The sequence below is a fragment of the Thermobrachium celere DSM 8682 genome (assembly GCF_000430995.1).
Taxonomy (GTDB): domain Bacteria; phylum Bacillota; class Clostridia; order Clostridiales; family Caloramatoraceae; genus Thermobrachium; species Thermobrachium celere.
The window spans coordinates 1,593,659-1,613,393 of record NZ_HF952018.1; the positions used below are offsets into that span (position 1 = coordinate 1,593,659).

The following is a 19,735-nucleotide window of genomic DNA, read 5'->3' on the forward strand; positions in this document are numbered from 1 at the left end:
TATCAAAAWTTTTTGTGCTATATCTGTATCCTTAAAACGTCTTCTCCTATTTTGACTTATAGTTGAATGATCAGGAATCTTATCTGTAAGTGAGAAACCTAAAAACCATCTATAGGCAACATTAACTTCAATATCCCTAACGAGCTGACGCTCGGATCTAATACCAAATAAGTAGCCTATAAATAACATTTTAAAAAGAACAACAGGATCAACAGCAGGTCGTCCATTATCATGACAATATAAGTCCTTAGTTAATTCACGAATAAAAGAAAAGTCAATATATTTATCAATTTTCCTCAGTATATGATCCTGAGGAACTAAATCTTCAATGTAAACCATTTCTAATTTTTGTTGTTTTGATTTAATTTCATTAATCATTGGGCACCTCCAAATTTATTTCTCTATATATAATTCTACATAGATGTTTAAAATCCTTTTTGCTACGCAAAAAAAACTGTTGACAAAATTTGTTTGTCAACAGCCTGTAGCCACCCATTAGGGTGGCTTAATTACATTTGCACCTTAATTACTTCAACATCCTTATTCTTTGAAAGAATTATAGGATTATCATACACATCAACCTTTATATCTTCCCCTTCTAAAAGAGATAATCTAACTAAATTCTTTTCTACCTCTACTTTAATTAAACGTCCTTTACAATTAACCCTAAATGAATATTTTTTCCACTTATCAGGTATAATTGGGTTAAACTTTATTTTTTCTTTATAAACTCTAAATCCTCCAAAACCAAATACTATCCCCATCCAAGAACCTGCCATATTTGCTGCATGAATTCCATCTTTGGTGTTTCCATGGTGGTCATCTAAATCCATTCTTGCTGTTCTCATAAAATAATCATATGCCTTATCCTTATAACCTATATCACAGGCAACAATACTAAATATACATGGTGAAAGTGATGAGTCATGGGTTGTTACCCTTTCATAATAGTCATAATCCCTTTTTTTCTGTTCCTTTGAGAATTTCTCGCTGTGTAAAAATAGCGCAAGAACCCAGTCAGCCTGCTTACATACCTGATGTCTGTATATAACAAGTGGATGATAGTGTAGAAGCAAAGGATATTTATCCTTTGGTGTATTTTCAAAGTCCCAAATCTTCTTATTTAAAAAAGTATCATCCTGTGGATGTATTTTTAATTTTTCATCATAAGGAATATACATATTATCTGCTGCTCTAATCCATTCGTCAAGCTCATTATCATTTAAGTTAATCTTTTGTTTCAATGCTTCATATTTTTCTATATATTTATCCTTTAACATTTTTGCAATTTCATAGGCAAAACTTAGATGTTCCTTTGCCATTATGTTTGTATAGGCATTATTGTTCACCATTGCAGTATATTCATCTGGTCCTGTAACACCATCTAAACAAAAACCTTTCCCTTCTACGTAGTGGCCCAAATCTACAAATATCCTCGCTGTTTCAAAAAGTATTTCTGCTCCATAATTTAATATAAAATCTACATCATCAGTCGCCTCATAATATCTTTTTATGGCATATGCAATATCTGCATTAATGTGGTATTGTGCAGTAGATGCTAGAAAGTATGCAGAACACTCCTCTCCATTTATTGTTCTCCATGCATAGAGCGCCCCATTTTTATGAGACATCTCCCTAGCTCTTTCCCTTGCCTTATCAAGAGTATTATATCTATATTCAAGGAGTTTTCTTGCTATAAAAGGCATTGTATAAGTAAATAGAGGAATAATATACATCTCAGTATCCCAAAAATAATGTCCTTCGTAACCCTCTCCAGTTAATCCCTTTGCACCTATATTGGTTAGACCATCTTTACCTGTTGACTGCAGGATATGGAAAATGTTAAATCTAAGGCCTTGTTGTAAAAAATCATCTCCTTCAATTTCTACATCAGCCCTATTCCAAAATTCCTTTACATATTTTATCTGTTCTTCCCTTAATCTATCATAGCCATATTCTAAAACTTGTTTTATTATTTCCTCCTTATTTTTGATAATATCATTTTCATTATATTCTCTTGAATTTACATAAACTATATATTTAATTAATTCAAATTCCTTTCCCTTTTCAGCCTCTATTTCATATGAAAATCCAACCTTTAAATCATCATTTAGTTCTTTCCTATTAAGAATGATACAGTTTTTAACATCTTCAGTTATAGAGCAAATTAACTTTAATCTTGATTTTTTGGTTGATGCATATATTTCGTAATAGTTTTCATCTATAACTTTTTTTTCTATTTCAAATGCTCTTCCAGTAATTCCTGAACCAACTCTTGGATCATCCTCTGCTGTTAAATTCTTTACATCAGCATCTAGTAGAGAGTCCACATTGATTTTTCCATCAAAATTAATAGGTTTTATTTTGACTCTTATCGCAGCAGAATTTTTTATAGTGAAACTTGCAAGTCTCTCAAAGTTAATTTCCAATTCTTTTCCTGATTTTGTCCTCCAAACTACTCTTCTTTTTAAAACCGCTTCTCTTAAATCTAATATTCTTTCATATTCCAAAATATCTGCATTCATCATATTAAATTCTTCATCATCAACCTTGATCTTTATTACCTTTGGATTAAATACATTTAACATAGTCTGGCCAATTTCAGGAAAGGCATAGGCCTTTTCACCATATTTTATATCATGTATTTCATAAAAACCATTTATATAATTACCTTCTATAGAATATTTTTTATCTAGACCTTCTTCAAATGTTCCCCTCATTCCTATATAGCCGTTAGCAATTGCGAATATTGTTTCATTCTTTACATTATTCTCTAAATCAAATTCCTTTTCAATTATCCTCCATTCATCAACAAGTATATTATTTCTTACTTCATTCATTGCAACATCTCCCTTCATATGACTTTTAATTGTCAACAATTCATCCTATAAATTTGGCATGCGTTACGCATGCCAAATTTTATTTTCCTGCTTTTTGTTTTGCATCTTCAATTACCTTATGGTATTTGTCTAAAGTAGCCTTAACATCCTTTCCTTCTAGAACAATTTCCTTTAATGCATCGTTTAAAGCCTTATCTACATCTGCCCAATATACTAAGTTTGGTCTTGGTTCAGCAACCTTCATAGCCTCATTAATTGCATTAAAATATGGTTTTTGCCATTCTTCAACTTGACCGTAAGCATCACTTCTTGCTGAAGGCCAAGCAAGTTTTGAAGCTAATTTTTCTTGAACAGGCTTTGACATTAAGTATTCAATAAACTTCAACGCTAAATCTTTATTTGGTGAACCAACTGGTATACCTAATACGTCTCCACCTAAAACCTTTGAAGCCTTAACAGGTCCTGCAAATCCTTCATATGCCTTTATTTCCTTCTTGCCACCATCTTTTACTATTACATTAACACCAAATGGCCAGTTTGCCGCAAGGTACATTGATTCTTCTGCAACAAATCTATTTGTTGTGTTCCAGTCAGCCTTTAATGAATCAGGTGATAAATATGGCCAAAGTTCCTTTAAGAATGTATAAGCCTTTATACTTCCTTCATCATTTAACACTAATGGATCTCCACCTGCTTGTCTTATAAATTCAAATAATTGTACAGTAGTATTTCCATCAAATACAGCCTTAATTCCAACCTTTCCTATTCCCTCTTTTTCCTTCAATACCTTAGCAACATTTAATAGCTCTTCCCATGTTTTTGGTGGTTTTAAACCATATTTATTAAATTTGTCTTCATTATAGAAATTGATTTCAACATTTGGTCTAAATGGTAGGAAATATAATTTTCCATCAAATTCGCCAACCTTAATTAATGATGGTATTATTTCTGCTGGTATTTTGCTTCTAAATTCTGATAAATCTTCAACAAGTCCCTTTTCAACAAGTGGAGCAAGTGCCATATTGTCTTGAGCAATTAGGTCAATTTCTGTCTTTCCTGCCTGTTTCATAGCTTCAAGCTTCTTTACAACGTCCCCTGATTCTACTTGAATAGCTTCAATCTTACAATTATTAGCCTTTTCAAACTCTGGGAAAATATCTTCCCTCATTACCTTCCATTCTTCTTCTCCTAATCCCATTGTAACTCTTAATGTTTTTGGTTCATTTGTAGTGCTCTCTTTTTTACCACATCCAGCAAATAACCCAGCTGTCAAAACCAATGCCAAACCAACAGCAAAGAATTTTTTTAGTTTCATCCAAATTCCCCCTTATTATTTAATTTTTATATAAACTGCATATTGCAGTTTTAACCCTTTATGGCTCCTCCAAGATAATCTGATCTTATATATCTTTGAAGTGCAAATGTAATTATTAATACTGGTATAGTTAAAATTGTTGAATAAGCTGCCTGTTGGAAGAAACCACCCCTTAGCACATAATAATAAATCTGAAGTGGCAATGTTTTAGTTGTTAAGGATAAATAAAGTGCATAAGTAAACTCATTCCATGAATTTAGCCAAGTAAACATAGCTGCAACTGCTAAACCAGGTGCTGCTAGTGGGAATACAACCTTAATTAATGTCTTAATCCTTCCTGCTCCATCTATAGCTGCTGCCTCTTCTAGGTCTATTGGAATCGTTTCAAAGGTTGAGACAAGTATCCATGCTATAAATGGAAGTTGCTCTATCAAATGAGCCATAATCAGACCAGTATTAGTATCTAATAAATGCCATTTTAAAAATGTAACCGATATAGGAAGTGCAATACCTACATTAGGAAACATTCTTGTAAAAAATAGTGTTAATATAACAGCATATTTTATTTTTTTATTAAATCTTGATATGGCATAAGAAGCAGGTGCTGCAATAATAAGTGCAAATATCATAGTGAAGGTTGCTACTATTAGACTTTTAAGAAGGGGGGGCCACAAGTTTCCTGACTTAAACACCTGCTCCCAATGTCTAAAATCAAATTTTGTAATCAAAAATTTAGGATGGCTTGTCAATACCTCTGACGGAACAGCAAAAGATATTCTAAATAGTATATAAACAGGAATAACCATAAACAATACTATTAATGCTATTCCAGTATAAAATAATATATTTTTTATAACTTTACTCTTCATTATTTATTCCCCCCTCCTTCTACAGCCCTTAGATAAATAAACATAAAAATTATAATTATAATTAGTAAAACAGTTGAAGCAGCCGCTGAAGCGTTAATATTGTTATATGCATATTCATCATAGGCAAAAGTTGCTAAGAACGGTGTAACCCTACCTGCAAGTATTTTAGGTAGCTCAAATATTCTAAAGGAATCCACCGCTCTTAATATAACTGTCATTGTTATGGAAGGCTTTAATAGTGGGAGAGTTATGTTAAAAAATGTTTGTATTTTGTTTGCACCATCAATAGCACTTGCTTCATATACGTCTGTCGGAATCGATTCCAAACCAGCCAATAATAAAAGTACTACAATGGGTAGAACCTTCCATGAATCTGCCACAGCAATCACGAATATATTTTTTATTCCTCCTGATGTCCAAGCAATAGGTTTTGTAATAAGTCCTAATCTATATAAAAATTCATTTAAATATCCTTGAGTACCAAAAATATAAAGTAGTGTTACACCTGAAACAAGCGTTGGTACACCCATAGGAAGAAGCACCAATGACCTTACAAGTCCCTTTCCTTTAAAGTTATATTTTAAAGCCATAGCTATAAACAGGCCTAAAATAAGCTGTAAGCTTACACCTACTACTGTAACAGCAATTGTATTTATTATAGACATATTAAAATCCTTTTTAGAGAATAAATATTTATATGTTTCAAAACCAAAATTACCAGCCTTATCTTGAAAACTCAAAAGAATAGTTTTTAAAATTGGTAAAATTGTAAAGCCCAAAATATATAAAGCAAGAGGCAGAATTAGTAGTATTTCTAAATAATACCTTTTTATTTTATTCATCAAATTCCCCCCATTTCTCTACATGACTTCCTTTCTATTATTTCATAATCCAAAACAACACTCTTTTGCTTTGTTTCTCCCCTTAAAATATCAATTAAAAGTTGCATCCCCTTTGAACCCATTTCATATCTTGGCTGCTTAACTGTTGTTATAGGTGGATAAAAATATTCTGCAAGTTCAACACCATCAAAACCAACTATTGAAAAATCCTCTGGAATATTAAACCCCTTTTGCATAGCACATGAAGCAGCACCAACTGCCATTGTATCTGAAGCTGCAAAAATTGCAGTTGGACGCTCTTTTAACATAAGTATTTTCTGCATAGCATCATAACCACTTTTAAATTTATAATTTCCATAGAAGATTAAATTCTCATCTACACTAATTCCACTTTCTAATAGAGCTCTTTTATATCCCTCAAGTCTTGTAATACCAGCATTAGGATCATCCTTTGGTCCAGAAATTATTGCTATTTTTCTATGTCCCATTTTGATCAAATAATTTGTAATATCAAATGCTGCCCTTTCATTATCAATTGTTACACTAGGGATTTCACCTTCTAAATCCTTTGTTGAAACTAAAACTACTGGTATGCCAGTTTTTTTAAATTCCCTCTTTAAATTTTTATTTACTGTGTTGCTTATAAATAAAATTCCATCTGCCTTTTTCTCCTTAAGCATATTTAAAGCTTCTTTTTCCTTTTCTCTTTTCAAATCAGTATTAAGTAAGATTATGTTATAACTTAAATCCTTTGCTGCATCCTCAATCCCTCTTACTATCTCAGGATAAAAGGCACTTGAAATATCTGGTATGATAACCCCTATAGTTTTGGTTGATTTAATTTTTAAACTTCTTGCTATAGCATTTGGCTTATAATCTAACTCCTCTATAGCCTGTAAAACCCTTTTTCTTATTTCATCTGAAACCGAAGGGTGATTATTTATTACCCTTGATACAGTTCCTACACCCACATTTGCTCTCTTTGCTACATCCTTTATTGTTGCAGTCATTTTATCACCCTCTTGGAAACGTTTCATCAATTTAATATTATCATAATTTTTCTAAAATTTCAACTAATTTAAATGAATATTTCATTTTCTTAAAGATTAAAGGTGTCGTACAACATTCTACGACACCTTCATTCTTTTACTTTGAATTAAATAAGTATTTAGCAAACTCACTGTCCTCTGGAATTACAAGTTTCACCTTTTCATTCATGATTTTTTTGTATGCCTGCATGCTTCTGTAGAATTTATAAAACTCAGGATCTCTATTGAAGGCTTCATTGTATATTCTTGTAGCCTCAGCATCTCCTTCACCTTTTAATTTCTGTGCCTTTTCATATGCTTCTGCCTCAATAATTGTTGCCTCCTTCTGTGCATTTGAAGTTATTTTTAAATATTCCTCTTCACCTTCACTTCTATATTTTTTAGCCATTTGCTCACGCTCTGTTTTCATTCTATTATAAATGTTTTCCCTATTTTCTGCTGGAAGCATTATATTTTTAATTCTAAAATCAAATACCTGAATACCGCTCGAACTTAACTCTTTATTTGCTCCTATTATAACATCATTTAATATCTTTTGATTTATATCCTTATTTCCTACTAAATCATCCGCATCAAATAAAGAAACCCTTTCCCTTATCTTTGAATAAAGTATATCATCTATTCTAATATGTGCATTTCGTATATTCCCCATTGTTATTTTAAAAAGAGCTGGATTGGTAATTCTCCATTGGGCATAATTGTCTAATATAAGCTTTTTCTTATCTCCTGTAATAACATCACAGGGACTTGTATCATATGTTAAAAGCCTGCTATCATAACTTGTTACAGAGTCAATAAATGGCACTTTAAAACATAGTCCCTTATTTGTCAATATACTTATTTTTCTAAACCTATTATCGTTACTAAGCTCATTTTTAACTGCATCATAATTTTCAACATTTACATAAATCTTTTTTATTTCCCCAAACCTACTAACAACAACTTGATCCTGTTCCTTCACTATAAAGGTAGAACTTGTAAAAAGAATTAATAAAGCAACTATTAAAATATACCTAATATATTTAAACATAATCACTCACCTGCCTTTTTATCCATGTTGATTATATTCCTTTCTAATGGAATATACTTTAATGTATTTCCTGATTTATCAACTATGTAAATCTCCATCTTTGGAAGAACCTCCTCCATTGTTTCAAGGTACATTCTAGCTCTTGTAACTTCTTTACCCTGTATATATTTTTCATAAATGCTTAAGAAACTTGCTACATCACCCTTTGCTTCTGATATTCTTTTTTGTTTATATCCTTCTGCTTCATTTATCATCTGCTGTGCTCTACCCCTTGCCTTCGGAATTATTTCATTGGCTACTGTTTTTGCTTGATTTATTCTACTCTCTTTATCTTCTCTCGCATTAATTACTTCCTTAAAGGCAGCATCCACAGCCTTTGGTGGAACAACATCCTGTAATTGAACTGCCCTTATCTGTATTCCTATTTTATATGTATCACAGAGCTTTTGTAGTTCAGTCTTCATCTCCTCCTGTATTTGTTCCTTCTTTGTAAGCATAACCTCATCTATATTGTAACTGGCTATAACCCTTCTTCTTACTGATTCTGCCATTAGTTTTAATGTACCTAGCTGATCATCAACCTTAAAAAGATAAAGTTCTGGATTGTTTATCCTATACTGAAAAACTGTTTCTGCATTAATGAGTGCACCATCCTTTGTTAGAAGCATAAGTTCCTCTTCTATTTCCTTGTATTGATTGCCGTCATCAGTTCTAAATCCAAATTCCAATCTTTTTATTTCATTTACATTTATAATAACCTTTGTTTGAATAAAAGGTATTTTAAAATGTAACCCTGGTTTGTTTATGGTTTTATGGTATTTTCCTAACTGTATGATAACAGCCTCTTCTCCTGTCTTTAATGTATATATGTTTGACATAATAAGCAATAATACTAAAATTGCAATAAAAATAAATATTATGCGTTTTAGTATTTTTGAACCAAGACTAAAATTAAATTTTTTATTATTCATCTTTTATCCCCCTTTAAATTTTTTAATCAAATGAACCTAATTTAGTTGTTTAAATAGAACTAGTAATTAATACGCATATATAAATCCAAATATTACCTTAAAAGTGTATTCGACACTTACATTTAATAACCTTTATTTGTTATTAAAACTTAAAACAAATTTTTTAAAAAAAAATAGGCAGTAATACTGCCTACTCTACAACAACTGCTGTACCTGATGCTGTTACCATTAGCATACTTCCTGACTGTCCTAAAACCTCATAGTCTATATCAACACCAACAACAGCATTAGCACCTAATGCCAATGCCCTCTGCTTCATCTCTTCTATTGCATTGTGCCTTGCATTTATTAACTCCTCTTCATAAGTAGTTGAACGTCCACCAAAAAAGTCTGAAAGTCCTGCCATAAAATCCTTTACAAAATTAACCCCACTTATAACCTCTCCAAAAACTATTCCCTTATATTCAACTATTTTCTTTCCTTCTACTGAAGGCGTTGTGGTTACTATCATTTTACTTCCCCCTTTTTATCATTTACATCCAAAGCAACTTGAACAACTTGATTTTATTGGTCTTAAAGAGGTTACAATAAATCCCTCTTTTGGTTCAGTTACATAATCAATTTTAATGCCATCTGAATACTTTAAAACATTTTCATCAGCAAAATATATAATATCTCCAACCTTTTCTGTTACATCCCCTTCTTTTATATCATCAAAGGCAAGGCCAAACTTTGCACCATGACAGGCTACAGCCTCTACATAAATTCTTAGTTGATTTTTTTCATTATAGGTCTTAATTGCCTCTAATATCTTTTCCTCTGCTAGTTTTGTAACATGAACTTCCATTTTGACACCTCTTTTTAAAATGTATTTTTAAAATCCATATGATCTTAAAATTATCATCTAACATATATCTTATTCCAATTTATAATTTGTCCAATAAATATTTTAATTTATTTTCATTCATGCTATTATTAATTATTATACCTTACTTTAAAATAAAAACAATAAGGGCGGTGCATAAATTGAGACTTTGGGGAAAGATATACAAAAATAACAAATTAATAAAACATGAAGAAGCAACATTTAATAATGGAAAAGATTATCAAGAAAATCTTAAAATGTGTATAACAGAAATTTGTCAAAAACTTGATATACAAAAACCCTATTGGCTTCCTAAAAATTTAGAAGAATACAATAGATATTCAAAAACATCCTTTAAACAGGATAATTTCATAGAAGAGATAGACTTTGACTATTTTGAAATTGTAGAACTTGAGTAAAACCTATTTTTTAAACACATAAACTTTCCCCTGTAAAAATACAGGGGATTTTTATATAATTACGCTGTTTATTAACTTTTATTAAAACGTTTGCATTATAATAATTTTTTTAATATAATTGATTTGCAGACATTAACTAAATTTGGGGGGAACTTAAATGAAGCTTCTACTTAAGAATAAAGAAATAGGTTTAAATTTTTCAAAATTCAAAAATTTTTATTATGGATTTAAACGTTTAAACAGATCTAGAAAATCAAACACCAATAGCTTTAAAATTAAACTAGTTATAATGCTTTGTTTAATTTCTCTTTTACCCATGTTAATTGTAAGTACATTTCTTAATAAAAAATCCATTGATATAACTAAAAATGACGCGTTTAAAAATCTAGAGACAATGCAGGCATATATATCAAATAATATATCAAAGACAATTAATCAATATATTAACTTTGCAACTATAATCACAACCAATGATATAATTAAAGATTATACATATAAAATACAGACACAACAAAATGATGAGCTAAGTACTTATTTAAACAACACCTTAAGTAGCTATATTAATAATATTGATGGGCTAAACTCAATCTTAATTACTGATAAAAATGGTAAAGTAATTGCAGAACCTAATAAATCAACAGGACTCAAATCCTTCAAGGATACAGATTTATCTAATTATGAATTTTTTAAAAAAGCAAAATATCAAACAAGACCTATAATATCTAATGCTATATTTGATCAAAATTTTATAAATCCATCAGTAGTTATTGCTGCACCAATAAAAAGCATTTATGGGGATTTTGCTGGAATATTAGTAATATCCTTAGACCTTCAAAAACTTTCAAATAGATATATAGAAGAAGTAAAGCTAGGTAAGAATGGATATATTTTTGTTCTTCAAAAAGATGGTACTACATTAGTACACCCAGATAAAAAGGAAATAATGAATAAAAACATATCAACCAAGGAATATTCCAAAATGATACTATCACAAAAGGTTGGAAGAATCGAATTTAAAGAAAATAATAGAAAATATATTGGCTACTTCAGTACAAATGAATTTTTGGGATGGAAGTTTACTGCTGTTATGCCCTATGAGGAGCTTTTAAATATTAGTAATTCTATTAAAAATACTACAGTTATAATAATAATACTTTTACTACTTATACTTCCTATCGTAGTATACTTTATAACTAAAATGGTAACAAAACCTCTTTCTCAAATATCTTGGGCCATGAAAAAAGTTTCTGAAGGAGATTTAACTGTAAATATTAAATCAAATAAAAATGATGAGTTTGGAGTTATAACTCAAAATATTAACTCTGTATTAGACCTTATTCAAGGTTATATATTAGAAATAAAAAATACATCCCAAAAAATACTTTCAGTTTCAAATACTCTAAACTCATCTTCAAATACAATGCTTATTTCATCAAATGAAGTTTCGGCTGCAATTGAGGATGTTTCAAGAGGAGCTCAAGAGCAGGCTTCAGATTTATTAAATATATCAAATCAGCTTCAAAGCTTTGCATTTGAACTTAATAACATTATATATGCACTAAACAATGTAAGTAATAAAACAAATGAAGCTGAAGAAAAGGCAGGTATTGGTAAGGAGAAGATATCAAATCTAATAGGATATTTTGAAGAAGTACTAACAGCCTATAGATTGGTAATATCACGCTTTGGTGAACTTGCAGATAGAATTAAGAGTATTTCAAATATATCAGATGTAATTAATAATATTTCAGAACAGACAAACCTACTATCACTTAATGCTGCAATTGAAGCTGCACGTGCAGGAGAAGTTGGAAGAGGCTTTGCAGTTGTAGCAGAAGAAGTAAGAAAGCTTGCTGAAAAGTCAAAGGAATCATCAAATGAAATTAAAAAATTAGTTGACTCTATTATCTACGAAACTGGAAATGTAATTAATACTTCAAATAAAGTAGATAGTTTAATAAAAGAACAGATAGCATTGGCACAGGATTCTATAAATTCATTTAATGATATAATAGACTCAATAGAAAACATTCCACCCTATATAGATGAAACATTTAAAGCAGTAAACAAAGCAATTGAGACTAAGGAAATAATTCTCTCAAAAGTTGATTGTGTAACATCTGTTTCTGAAGAAGTATCTGCCTCATCCGAAGAAATAACTGCATCATCTCAAGAAATGCAACAGATAATAAATAATGTTGCAGAGCTATCTAATGAGTTAAAATCTATATCTGAAAGATTAAATGAACAAATGAGTAAGTTTAAAGTATAAAAATCCAGTTTGGTCAACCCAAACTGGATTTTTAATTATCTCTTATTTAATCTTCTTTCAAGCTCTTCTTTTTGTGCTTCAAATCCTGGTTTACCAAGAAGTGCAAACATATTCTTCTTATATGCTTCAACTCCTGGTTGATCAAATGGATTTACTCCTAGAACATATCCTGAAACTCCACAAGCCTTTTCAAACATGTAAACTAGCTTACCAAAATAGTATGGTGTTATTTCTGGTATATTGATTACAATGTTTGGCACACCTCCATCATAGTGTGCAAGAAGTGTTCCTTCAAATGCCTTCTTGTTAACAAAATCCATTGTCTTTCCAACAAGGAAGTTTAAACCATCTATATTATCCTTGTCTTCCTTTATTTCAACATCGTATCTTACCTTTTCGATGTTAAGAACAGTTTCAAATATGTTTCTTAAACCTTCTTGTATGTACTGGCCAAGTGAATGTAGATCTGTTGAAAAATCTACTGAAGCTGGGAATATACCCTTGTTATCCTTTCCTTCACTTTCTCCAAATAGTTGCTTCCACCATTCTGCAAAGTAGTGCATACATGGTTCATAGTTTACCATTATTTCTGTTGTCTTGCCCTTTCTGTAAAGTGCATTTCTTACTGCTGCATAAAGGTATGCTGGATTATTAAACACATCACGAACTGCACATTCATCCATTGCATCCCTTGCACCCTTCATCATTTCTCTTATATCAACACCTGATACTGCAATTGGCAGAAGTCCAACTGCTGTTAATACTGAATATCTTCCACCTACATCATCTGGAATAACAAAAGTTTCATATCCTTCAGCATCTGCAAGCTTCTTTAATGCACCCTTTTGCTTATCTGTTGTTGCATAAATTCTCTTTCTTGCCTCTTCTTTTCCATATTTTTGTTCCATATACTCTTTGAAAATTCTAAATGCTATTGCTGGCTCAGTTGTAGTACCAGACTTTGAAATAACATTTACTGATATGTCCTTACCTTCTAAAACATCTAATAAATCCTTTAGATAAACTGGACTTATGTTATTTCCAACAAAATAAATTTCTGGAGTTTTTCTCTTATCCTTTGGAAGTACATTGTAGAATGTATGATTTAGCATTTCAATTGCTGCTCTAGCTCCAAGATATGAACCACCAATTCCTATAACAACAAGTACATCTGAATCTGATTTTATTTTTTCTGCAGCCTTAATAATTCTTTCGAATTCTTCCTTATCGTAATCTTCTGGTAGTGTAACCCATCCTAAAAAGTCATTTCCTGCTCCTGTTTTGTTATGTAACTTGTCATGTGCATCTAATATTTGTGATTCTAGATACTTTATCTCATGTTCACCAATGAAACCTAAAACCCTTGAATAATCAACTGTTATTTTAGACATATTTCTACCTCCATTATTAAATTTTGACTTTTATTTTAATACATTTTTGTTAAATTTGCAACCACAACCTGTATGAAATTCATTGGGTAAAATGAAATAAGAAAGGTTACATTTATTTATCTACATTAATAAAAAAGCCCCATGAATGGAAGGTATTTAATGCAATAATTCCTTTGAATGCATTCATGGGATTTTATTAGAAATTTTTATTTAATTATATAACCATCTTTTGTCCAACTCTGTAGGCATGTTCTAAAACGTTTTTATTAATATCTTCCACTTCAAGTGTTAGGCCAGCTGCAATTATTTGAGATACTGTTTCTATTCCATATGAGTTAAAGAAATTTATTAAGTCATCTGCTACTCTTCTATATGCACTTTCTACTTGATGCCCTTGTGTTAAAACAATAATTGCCTTCTTTCCCTTTGGAAGAGTAACTTCGAAATGTTCCTTCATATAAGCAAACATTCTATCCATAAAATTTTTGCCTGTACCAGTTATATGTCCCATATAAATTGGTGATGCAAATATAATTAAATCTGCATCGTTTAACTTACCATATAAAAGTTGCATATCATCCTTTTGAATACAACCTTCTCCCTTTTTACATGAATAACAAGCTTTACATCCATTTATATTCATAGTTGAAAGCTTATACTTATCTACTACTGCATCCTTATGGCCATCAAGTATTCCAGTAATTATTCTGTCTATTATTTTATCACAGTTACCGCCAACCCTTGGACTACATGAAATAGCAACAACCTTCATTTAATCATCTCCTTATTGTTAAAATTCCAACACATATATTATAACATAAATATAAGCATATTGCTATATTATTTTTCGCAATATGCTACATTATTTTACGTTTTTTATACATTCTTCGTCATATTTCAATCATGCCATCCTATATAGTCCATAATAATTGCAGCTGTATCTTCAATTGCCTTTTTAGTAACATCTATCACCTTACATCTTAGTTTTTTCATAACTTTATCTGCATATTCATATTCAAGCATAATTCTTTCAACAGTTGCATATTCAATTTGACTTAAGTTTCCTCCAAGTCTATGAATTCTATTTTTTCTTATTTCAATTAATTCCATTGGATCTATTGTAAGCCCAATTATTTTGCTTCTATCAATTTCGTAAAGCTCCTTTGGAAGTGGTACCTCTGGAACTAAAGGAACATTTGCAGCTTTAATCCCTTTATTTGCTAGATACACACAAAGTGGAGTTTTTGAAGTTCTTGAAAGTCCAAGAAGAACAACATCAGCATTTTTTATTCCTCTATCGTCTTTACTGTCATCGTAGGCTATTGCAAACTCCATCGCTTCAATCTTTCTAAAATAGTCATTATCAAGCTTTCTTACTGCTCCTGGTTTAAAAATAGGCATTTTATTTAGTATCCTTGCCGTTGTAGCAATACAAGGCCCTAATATATTTACAATATGTATCCCCTTTTCCACTGCTAAACTTGTTAAAAAATCTCTTATATCTGCCATAACAATAGTGGATATAATCAAACATTCTTTTGTATCCTCTATTGAATCTATAAAGGATTTAACATCGTCATATGTTGTAAGATAAGGAATTCTTTTAATCTTTATATCATGATCAAACTGACTTGCTGTAGCCCTTGCTACTTGATCAGCTGTTTCACCAATAGAATCAGAAACTGCATAAATTATCATACCCACACCCTCTTTAGTTTTATTTAAATATATTTTACTACAATTTTAAAAAAAATAAAATTATTCTTTCTATTGTTTTGAAATTACTTGATAATAAAAAAAGTAAACAAAAGGTAATTAGTACCTTTTGTTTACTTATCAAATGATTTTAATAGCTCTGCTGCATCCTCTGGGTAAACACTGTTTATTATGGCTCCTGTTGATATTTCAAACCCTGCATGAATATTAGTTCTAGGACATATATCTATGTGAAGATGATACTCTTTGACTTCCTTGGAAATAAAGTGAAAATACATATTATAGGCTATATCTCCTAAACATCTTCTATATCTATTTAATAAATCCTTAAGCATAGCAGATAAGGACTTAATTTCAGCATCAGTTAAGCTAAATAATGAACTTATATGCCTTTTTGGAAGTATCTGTGTTTGATATTGATACATTGATGCATAGGGACATATTACAATAAAGTGCTCATTTTCAATTACAATTCTTTTATTTACAACTATCTCCTTCTCAATTTCATCGCAATAAATACAACTTTCCTTTCCATAATAATAATCTCTTGATATATCAAGTTCCTTTAGTATATTATTAGGAATAAAGTTCACACCTATTATCTGGGAATGCGGATGTTCTAATGATGCACCAGCTTCTCTTTTATAGTTTTTAAATATCTGTACATATTGTATTTCTGGATTTTTATACATATCTGATGCTACAGTTATATAAAGCCTAATTAGTTTTTCTAATTCTTCAACATCAAAGCTGTCTATATTTCTATTGTGCTTATTACTTTCTATAACAACATAATGAATGCCTTTAACAAATTCATCTGTATTCATTGTTACGGCTGGAAACTTATTTTCAACAACTCTCATAATCCATGGTTCCCCTACTTTATATACAGTAGGCGGAGTATTCTCTTCATTACCTACACAAAACGGACAATCTTTTTTGTGCTCTAATGAATTAATGTCATCACTATAATTAAAATCCTTTGGTCTTGCTGCCCTTTTTGCTGAATATATTACCTGTTCTCCAGTTTCAAAACTTATTCTGAAGTTAGACATGATGACCTCCTAATTAATAGTGTACTACTATAATATGCTGAAATTATTCTTTCATTCCTGTAGTTGCAATTCCCTTTATAAAGTTCTTTTGGAATATCAAGAATATTATTATTGAAGGTATTGAAAGAATCATAACTCCTGCAAGTACCTGATCCCAGAACTGAAAATACTGTCCATAGAAGGAATTAAGTCCAACAGGCAATGTATACATCTTGTCACTTGTAGCAAGTAAACTTGGCCATAGGAAGCTGTTCCAGTTACCTGTAAACATTAATATAAATTGTGTTGTAAGGGCTGGTCTTGCAAGTGGAAGTACTATTCTAAAGAATATACCAAATCTGCTTAGTCCATCAATCATAGCTGACTCTTCAAGGGATTTTGGTATCGATAAAAAGAACTGTCTCATCAAAAATATTCCAAACAAACTTGTCAAAAAAGGTATTGTAAGGCCCTTGTAAGTGTTTACCCAGCCAAGCTTAGTTAAAAGAATAAATGTTGGTACCATAACAACTTGACCAGGAACCATCATAAATGCAAGTATTGCTAAAAACAACGCCTTTTTTCCTGGAAATTCTATTCTTGCAAGTGCATAACCTGCCATTGAATTAAAAAGTAGGTTACCAAAAGTAACAACAAGTGCAACCCATATACTATTAAACATCCATCTTGCAAACGGAAACTTTTTCCATAAGAAAACATAGTTCTTAAAACTTAGCTTACTAAAATCTATAGCCAAATTGTTGATCTCACTTGTAGGTTTTAATGATGTAATTACACTCCACAAAAATGGACCTATTGAAATTATCGCATATCCTATAACTAAAAGGTAAAATAGCACCTTTAATATTCTTTTTCCCATTATTTCACCACCCTATTGATATTGAGTCTCTTCGCCAAATAGCTTCTTTTGTATTAATGTTAATATGAAGATTATTGCAAATAATATAAATGCTATTGCACAGGCATACCCCATCTTAAAATCTCTAAATCCTGTTCTATATAGGTATAAAACAACAGTCATTGTTGAATTAAGAGGTCCTCCATTACCTCCTGATACAACATAGGCTTGGTCAAATACTTGGAAAGTACCAATAAGTGATACTACTAAATTAAAGAAAAATGTTGGTCTTAAAAGGGGTAATGTGACATACCAAAATTGCTGCCACTTATTCGCACCATCTATCCACGCAGCCTCATATAAAGAATGTGGAATATCCTGTAGCCCTGCAAGGAATATAATCATATATAAACCTACTGATGACCAAATAGCCATACCCATAATTGAAGGAAGTGCTAATCTTACATCTCCAAACCAATTGTATGGCGGTATCCCAAATAGCTTTAAAAATTTATTTAAAAGTCCATCGGTTTTAAAAATAAACATAAACATAACTGATACTGCAACAGTTGAAGTAACTGTTGGTATATAGTAGGCTACTCTAAAAAACGTCTTTCCTTTTATATCTGAATCCACAATCAAGGCTAATATTAAAGCAATAACAAGCTGAATTGGTACAACCCCTAATGAATAAAGAGTTGTATTAAGTAGGGCTCTTTTAAATATAGGATCCTTAAAGGCATTTATATAGTTATCAAATCCAACCCATTTAGCCTGCCATATTGTGTTTTGATCTAAAAATGAATACTCTTTAAAACTTAATATAAATGCAACAACAAGTGGACCTGCAAAAAAAACAAGTGTACTTATTACAAAAGGCATCACAAAAAGCCAACCGTCTATTTTTTCCCTTGTTTTAACTCTTGAAAGTGTACCTTTTTTTGAGCTCATAGAATACCTCCTTTAAAAAAGGAAGCACTCAAGGTGCTTCCTTTTATTATTGTCCTACTTCTTTGGCAGCTTCTTCTAATGCAGCCTTGCCATCTTTTACTTTATTAAATAATAGTTTTTCACCAGCTTTGTTTAAAGCATCCATAATCTTAGTTGTATTAGCACCAAATTGGAATACTTGTGCACCCTTTGTACCTTCTACAAGTGGAGTTCTTTCTGGATATTTTTCTGTATATAGCTTTTCCATTGACTTTCTTGATGGAATAGCAAGACCACTTTCTGCAACCATCTTTAATGCTTCTTTTCCTGTTAAGAACTTAATTACTTCAGCAGCTTCCTTCTTATGCTTTGAATTTACACTCATAGCATATGCAACTGTAAATGCAAGGTTTCCTTCCTTATCTCCCTTTGGAAGCTTAGCTATACCATACTTAACATCTGGACCTGCATCCTTCATAAATGGAATCATCCAGCCACCTTCTATAACCATAGCAACCTTCTTGTGAGCTAGAGCATCTCCATTCCAACCTTCTCCAAGATCCTTTGGTTGCTTTGCATATCCCTTCTTAATTAATGAGAAATAGAAATCTAATCCCTTTGCAGCCTCTGGAGTGTTAAATGCTACATTATCACCTTCGTTAATCTTTCCTCCAGCTTGAAGCATAAATGGTATAAATCTTGCTGCATCAGCACTTAGAGCCATTCCATATACTCCATCCTTAGTTAGCTTCTTTGCAGCCTCTTCAAGTTCTGCCCAAGTAGTTGGTTCCTTAACTCCTGCCTTCTCAAACATTTCTTTGTTATAGAATATTGCAAGTGAGTTGAAGTCTTTTGGAAGTCCATAAATTTTGCCATCCTTCTTAAATCCTTCTAGTAGGAACTCTTCAAAGTCCTTTACATCTTCCATATCAAGGTAGCTGTCTAATGGTTCTACAACTCCCTTTGATATGTAAGCTGGTGCTTGGAATACATCAAGGTAATAAACATCTGGTTCAGTCTTTGAAGCTATCTTTGCTTGCATTGCTTGGTTGTAGTCGCCAGTTATAACTTGCTTTTCAATCTTAATGTTTGGATGTGTTTCTTCAAACTTCTTAATTTGGTCATCTAGAAGTTGTGTTTCTGCAGGTGATGAACCCCAGCAACCAAGCGTAATTGTAACTTTTTCTTGTTTTGGCTGCTCTGTTGATTGTTCTTCCTTTTTACCGCAGCCTACAAATAAAGATGAAGCAATTACAAGTGCTGTAGCTGTAGCTACAAAGCGTTTGAATTTCATATATTTTCCCCCTCTTATTTTAGTTTTTATAATTACTGC

The 19,735-nt window shown here is 31.3% G+C and carries 18 protein-coding genes and 1 pseudogene; 2 read left to right on the forward strand and 17 right to left on the reverse strand.

Annotated features, from left to right (window positions below):
- The 10 genes and pseudogenes from TCEL_RS13515 to TCEL_RS08385 all read right to left on the reverse strand — a co-directional run.
- Positions 1 to 378, reverse strand: a pseudogene (locus TCEL_RS13515) (transposase); the annotation flags it as partial.
- Positions 379 to 509: 131 nt separating this feature from the next.
- Positions 510 to 2,858 carry a glycoside hydrolase family 65 protein gene (locus TCEL_RS08345; RefSeq protein WP_198010654.1) on the reverse strand — a complete coding sequence of 783 codons (2,349 nt, stop codon included), beginning with the start codon at positions 2,856 to 2,858 and terminating at the stop codon, positions 510 to 512.
- Between the two features lie 61 nt (positions 2,859 to 2,919).
- Positions 2,920 to 4,155: a sugar ABC transporter substrate-binding protein gene (locus tag TCEL_RS08350; protein WP_018663116.1), complete on the reverse strand. Its 1,236-nt coding sequence runs from the start codon at positions 4,153 to 4,155 to the stop codon at positions 2,920 to 2,922.
- 50 nt (positions 4,156 to 4,205) lie between these two features.
- Positions 4,206 to 5,024, reverse strand: coding sequence for a carbohydrate ABC transporter permease (locus tag TCEL_RS08355; RefSeq protein ID WP_018663118.1), 819 nt, complete (start codon positions 5,022 to 5,024; stop codon positions 4,206 to 4,208).
- The gene (locus TCEL_RS08360; protein WP_018663120.1) at positions 5,024 to 5,866 is read right to left on the reverse strand and encodes a carbohydrate ABC transporter permease; all 843 of its coding nucleotides are present in this window, start codon (positions 5,864 to 5,866) and stop codon (positions 5,024 to 5,026) included. The genes TCEL_RS08355 and TCEL_RS08360 overlap by 1 nt, the downstream gene beginning before the upstream one ends.
- Positions 5,866 to 6,903, reverse strand: coding sequence for a LacI family DNA-binding transcriptional regulator (locus TCEL_RS08365; RefSeq protein WP_242823442.1), 1,038 nt, complete (start codon positions 6,901 to 6,903; stop codon positions 5,866 to 5,868). Before TCEL_RS08365 ends, TCEL_RS08360 begins: the two co-directional genes overlap by 1 nt.
- 109 nt (positions 6,904 to 7,012) lie before the next feature.
- Positions 7,013 to 7,945: a protease modulator HflC gene (gene hflC, locus TCEL_RS08370; protein ID WP_018663123.1), complete on the reverse strand. Its 933-nt coding sequence runs from the start codon at positions 7,943 to 7,945 to the stop codon at positions 7,013 to 7,015.
- Positions 7,946 to 7,947: 2 nt separating this feature from the next.
- Positions 7,948 to 8,916 (reverse strand): FtsH protease activity modulator HflK, encoded by a 969-nt coding sequence (hflK, locus tag TCEL_RS08375; protein WP_018663125.1) that lies wholly within the window; start codon positions 8,914 to 8,916, stop codon positions 7,948 to 7,950.
- 190 nt (positions 8,917 to 9,106) lie between these two features.
- Complete coding sequence (locus TCEL_RS08380) at positions 9,107 to 9,427, reverse strand: putative heavy metal-binding protein (RefSeq protein WP_018663126.1); 321 nt, start codon at positions 9,425 to 9,427, stop codon at positions 9,107 to 9,109.
- A gap of 18 nt (positions 9,428 to 9,445) precedes the next feature.
- Positions 9,446 to 9,763, reverse strand: a complete 318-nt coding sequence (locus tag TCEL_RS08385) for a hypothetical protein (protein WP_018656090.1) — start codon at positions 9,761 to 9,763, stop codon at positions 9,446 to 9,448.
- A 170-nt stretch (positions 9,764 to 9,933) separates the two neighbouring features.
- Here TCEL_RS08385 and TCEL_RS08390 point away from each other — a divergent pair, with 170 nt between their 5' ends.
- Together TCEL_RS08390 and TCEL_RS08395 are read left to right on the forward strand one after the other, a co-directional pair.
- Positions 9,934 to 10,200 (forward strand): hypothetical protein, encoded by a 267-nt coding sequence (locus TCEL_RS08390; protein ID WP_341348978.1) that lies wholly within the window; start codon positions 9,934 to 9,936, stop codon positions 10,198 to 10,200.
- 157 nt (positions 10,201 to 10,357) lie between these two features.
- Positions 10,358 to 12,472: a methyl-accepting chemotaxis protein gene (locus tag TCEL_RS08395; protein ID WP_018663128.1), complete on the forward strand. Its 2,115-nt coding sequence runs from the start codon at positions 10,358 to 10,360 to the stop codon at positions 12,470 to 12,472.
- Between the two features lie 35 nt (positions 12,473 to 12,507).
- On the opposite strand, the gene TCEL_RS08400 is transcribed toward TCEL_RS08395, so the two are convergent.
- From TCEL_RS08400 to TCEL_RS08430, 7 genes are all read right to left on the reverse strand, one after another.
- Positions 12,508 to 13,863, reverse strand: a complete 1,356-nt coding sequence (locus tag TCEL_RS08400; RefSeq protein ID WP_018663129.1) for a glucose-6-phosphate isomerase — start codon at positions 13,861 to 13,863, stop codon at positions 12,508 to 12,510.
- A 214-nt stretch (positions 13,864 to 14,077) separates the two neighbouring features.
- A complete protein-coding gene (locus tag TCEL_RS12850) occupies positions 14,078 to 14,635 on the reverse strand; it encodes a flavodoxin family protein (RefSeq protein ID WP_018663130.1) in 558 nt (185 codons plus the stop codon).
- Positions 14,636 to 14,760: 125 nt separating this feature from the next.
- A complete protein-coding gene (locus tag TCEL_RS08410; protein WP_018663132.1) occupies positions 14,761 to 15,561 on the reverse strand; it encodes a pyruvate, water dikinase regulatory protein in 801 nt (266 codons plus the stop codon).
- Between the two features lie 131 nt (positions 15,562 to 15,692).
- A complete protein-coding gene (gene galT / locus TCEL_RS08415) occupies positions 15,693 to 16,634 on the reverse strand; it encodes a galactose-1-phosphate uridylyltransferase (protein WP_018663133.1) in 942 nt (313 codons plus the stop codon).
- Between the two features lie 43 nt (positions 16,635 to 16,677).
- Positions 16,678 to 17,493 (reverse strand): carbohydrate ABC transporter permease, encoded by an 816-nt coding sequence (locus tag TCEL_RS08420; protein ID WP_018663135.1) that lies wholly within the window; start codon positions 17,491 to 17,493, stop codon positions 16,678 to 16,680.
- Positions 17,494 to 17,505: 12 nt separating this feature from the next.
- The gene (locus TCEL_RS08425; protein WP_018663137.1) at positions 17,506 to 18,423 is read right to left on the reverse strand and encodes a carbohydrate ABC transporter permease; all 918 of its coding nucleotides are present in this window, start codon (positions 18,421 to 18,423) and stop codon (positions 17,506 to 17,508) included.
- 46 nt (positions 18,424 to 18,469) lie between these two features.
- A complete protein-coding gene (locus TCEL_RS08430) occupies positions 18,470 to 19,696 on the reverse strand; it encodes an ABC transporter substrate-binding protein (RefSeq protein WP_018663139.1) in 1,227 nt (408 codons plus the stop codon).
- Between the last annotated feature and the right edge of the window lie 39 nt (positions 19,697 to 19,735).

Coding starts and splice junctions, on each gene's coding strand:
- TCEL_RS08345 (WP_198010654.1), bottom strand. CDS start 2,858: ATGAAGGGAGATGTTGCAATGAATGAAGTAAGAAATAATATACTTGTT.
- TCEL_RS08350 (WP_018663116.1), bottom strand. CDS start 4,155: ATGAAACTAAAAAAATTCTTTGCTGTTGGTTTGGCATTGGTTTTGACA.
- TCEL_RS08355 (WP_018663118.1), bottom strand. CDS start 5,024: ATGAAGAGTAAAGTTATAAAAAATATATTATTTTATACTGGAATAGCA.
- TCEL_RS08360 (WP_018663120.1), bottom strand. CDS start 5,866: ATGAATAAAATAAAAAGGTATTATTTAGAAATACTACTAATTCTGCCT.
- TCEL_RS08365 (WP_242823442.1), bottom strand. CDS start 6,903: ATGAAACGTTTCCAAGAGGGTGATAAAATGACTGCAACAATAAAGGAT.
- hflC (WP_018663123.1), bottom strand. CDS start 7,945: ATGTTTAAATATATTAGGTATATTTTAATAGTTGCTTTATTAATTCTT.
- hflK (WP_018663125.1), bottom strand. CDS start 8,916: ATGAATAATAAAAAATTTAATTTTAGTCTTGGTTCAAAAATACTAAAA.
- TCEL_RS08380 (WP_018663126.1), bottom strand. CDS start 9,427: ATGATAGTAACCACAACGCCTTCAGTAGAAGGAAAGAAAATAGTTGAA.
- TCEL_RS08385 (WP_018656090.1), bottom strand. CDS start 9,763: ATGGAAGTTCATGTTACAAAACTAGCAGAGGAAAAGATATTAGAGGCA.
- TCEL_RS08395 (WP_018663128.1), top strand. CDS start 10,358: ATGAAGCTTCTACTTAAGAATAAAGAAATAGGTTTAAATTTTTCAAAA.
- TCEL_RS08400 (WP_018663129.1), bottom strand. CDS start 13,863: ATGTCTAAAATAACAGTTGATTATTCAAGGGTTTTAGGTTTCATTGGT.
- TCEL_RS12850 (WP_018663130.1), bottom strand. CDS start 14,635: ATGAAGGTTGTTGCTATTTCATGTAGTCCAAGGGTTGGCGGTAACTGT.
- TCEL_RS08410 (WP_018663132.1), bottom strand. CDS start 15,561: ATGATAATTTATGCAGTTTCTGATTCTATTGGTGAAACAGCTGATCAA.
- galT (WP_018663133.1), bottom strand. CDS start 16,634: ATGTCTAACTTCAGAATAAGTTTTGAAACTGGAGAACAGGTAATATAT.
- TCEL_RS08420 (WP_018663135.1), bottom strand. CDS start 17,493: ATGGGAAAAAGAATATTAAAGGTGCTATTTTACCTTTTAGTTATAGGA.
- TCEL_RS08425 (WP_018663137.1), bottom strand. CDS start 18,423: ATGAGCTCAAAAAAAGGTACACTTTCAAGAGTTAAAACAAGGGAAAAA.
- TCEL_RS08430 (WP_018663139.1), bottom strand. CDS start 19,696: ATGAAATTCAAACGCTTTGTAGCTACAGCTACAGCACTTGTAATTGCT.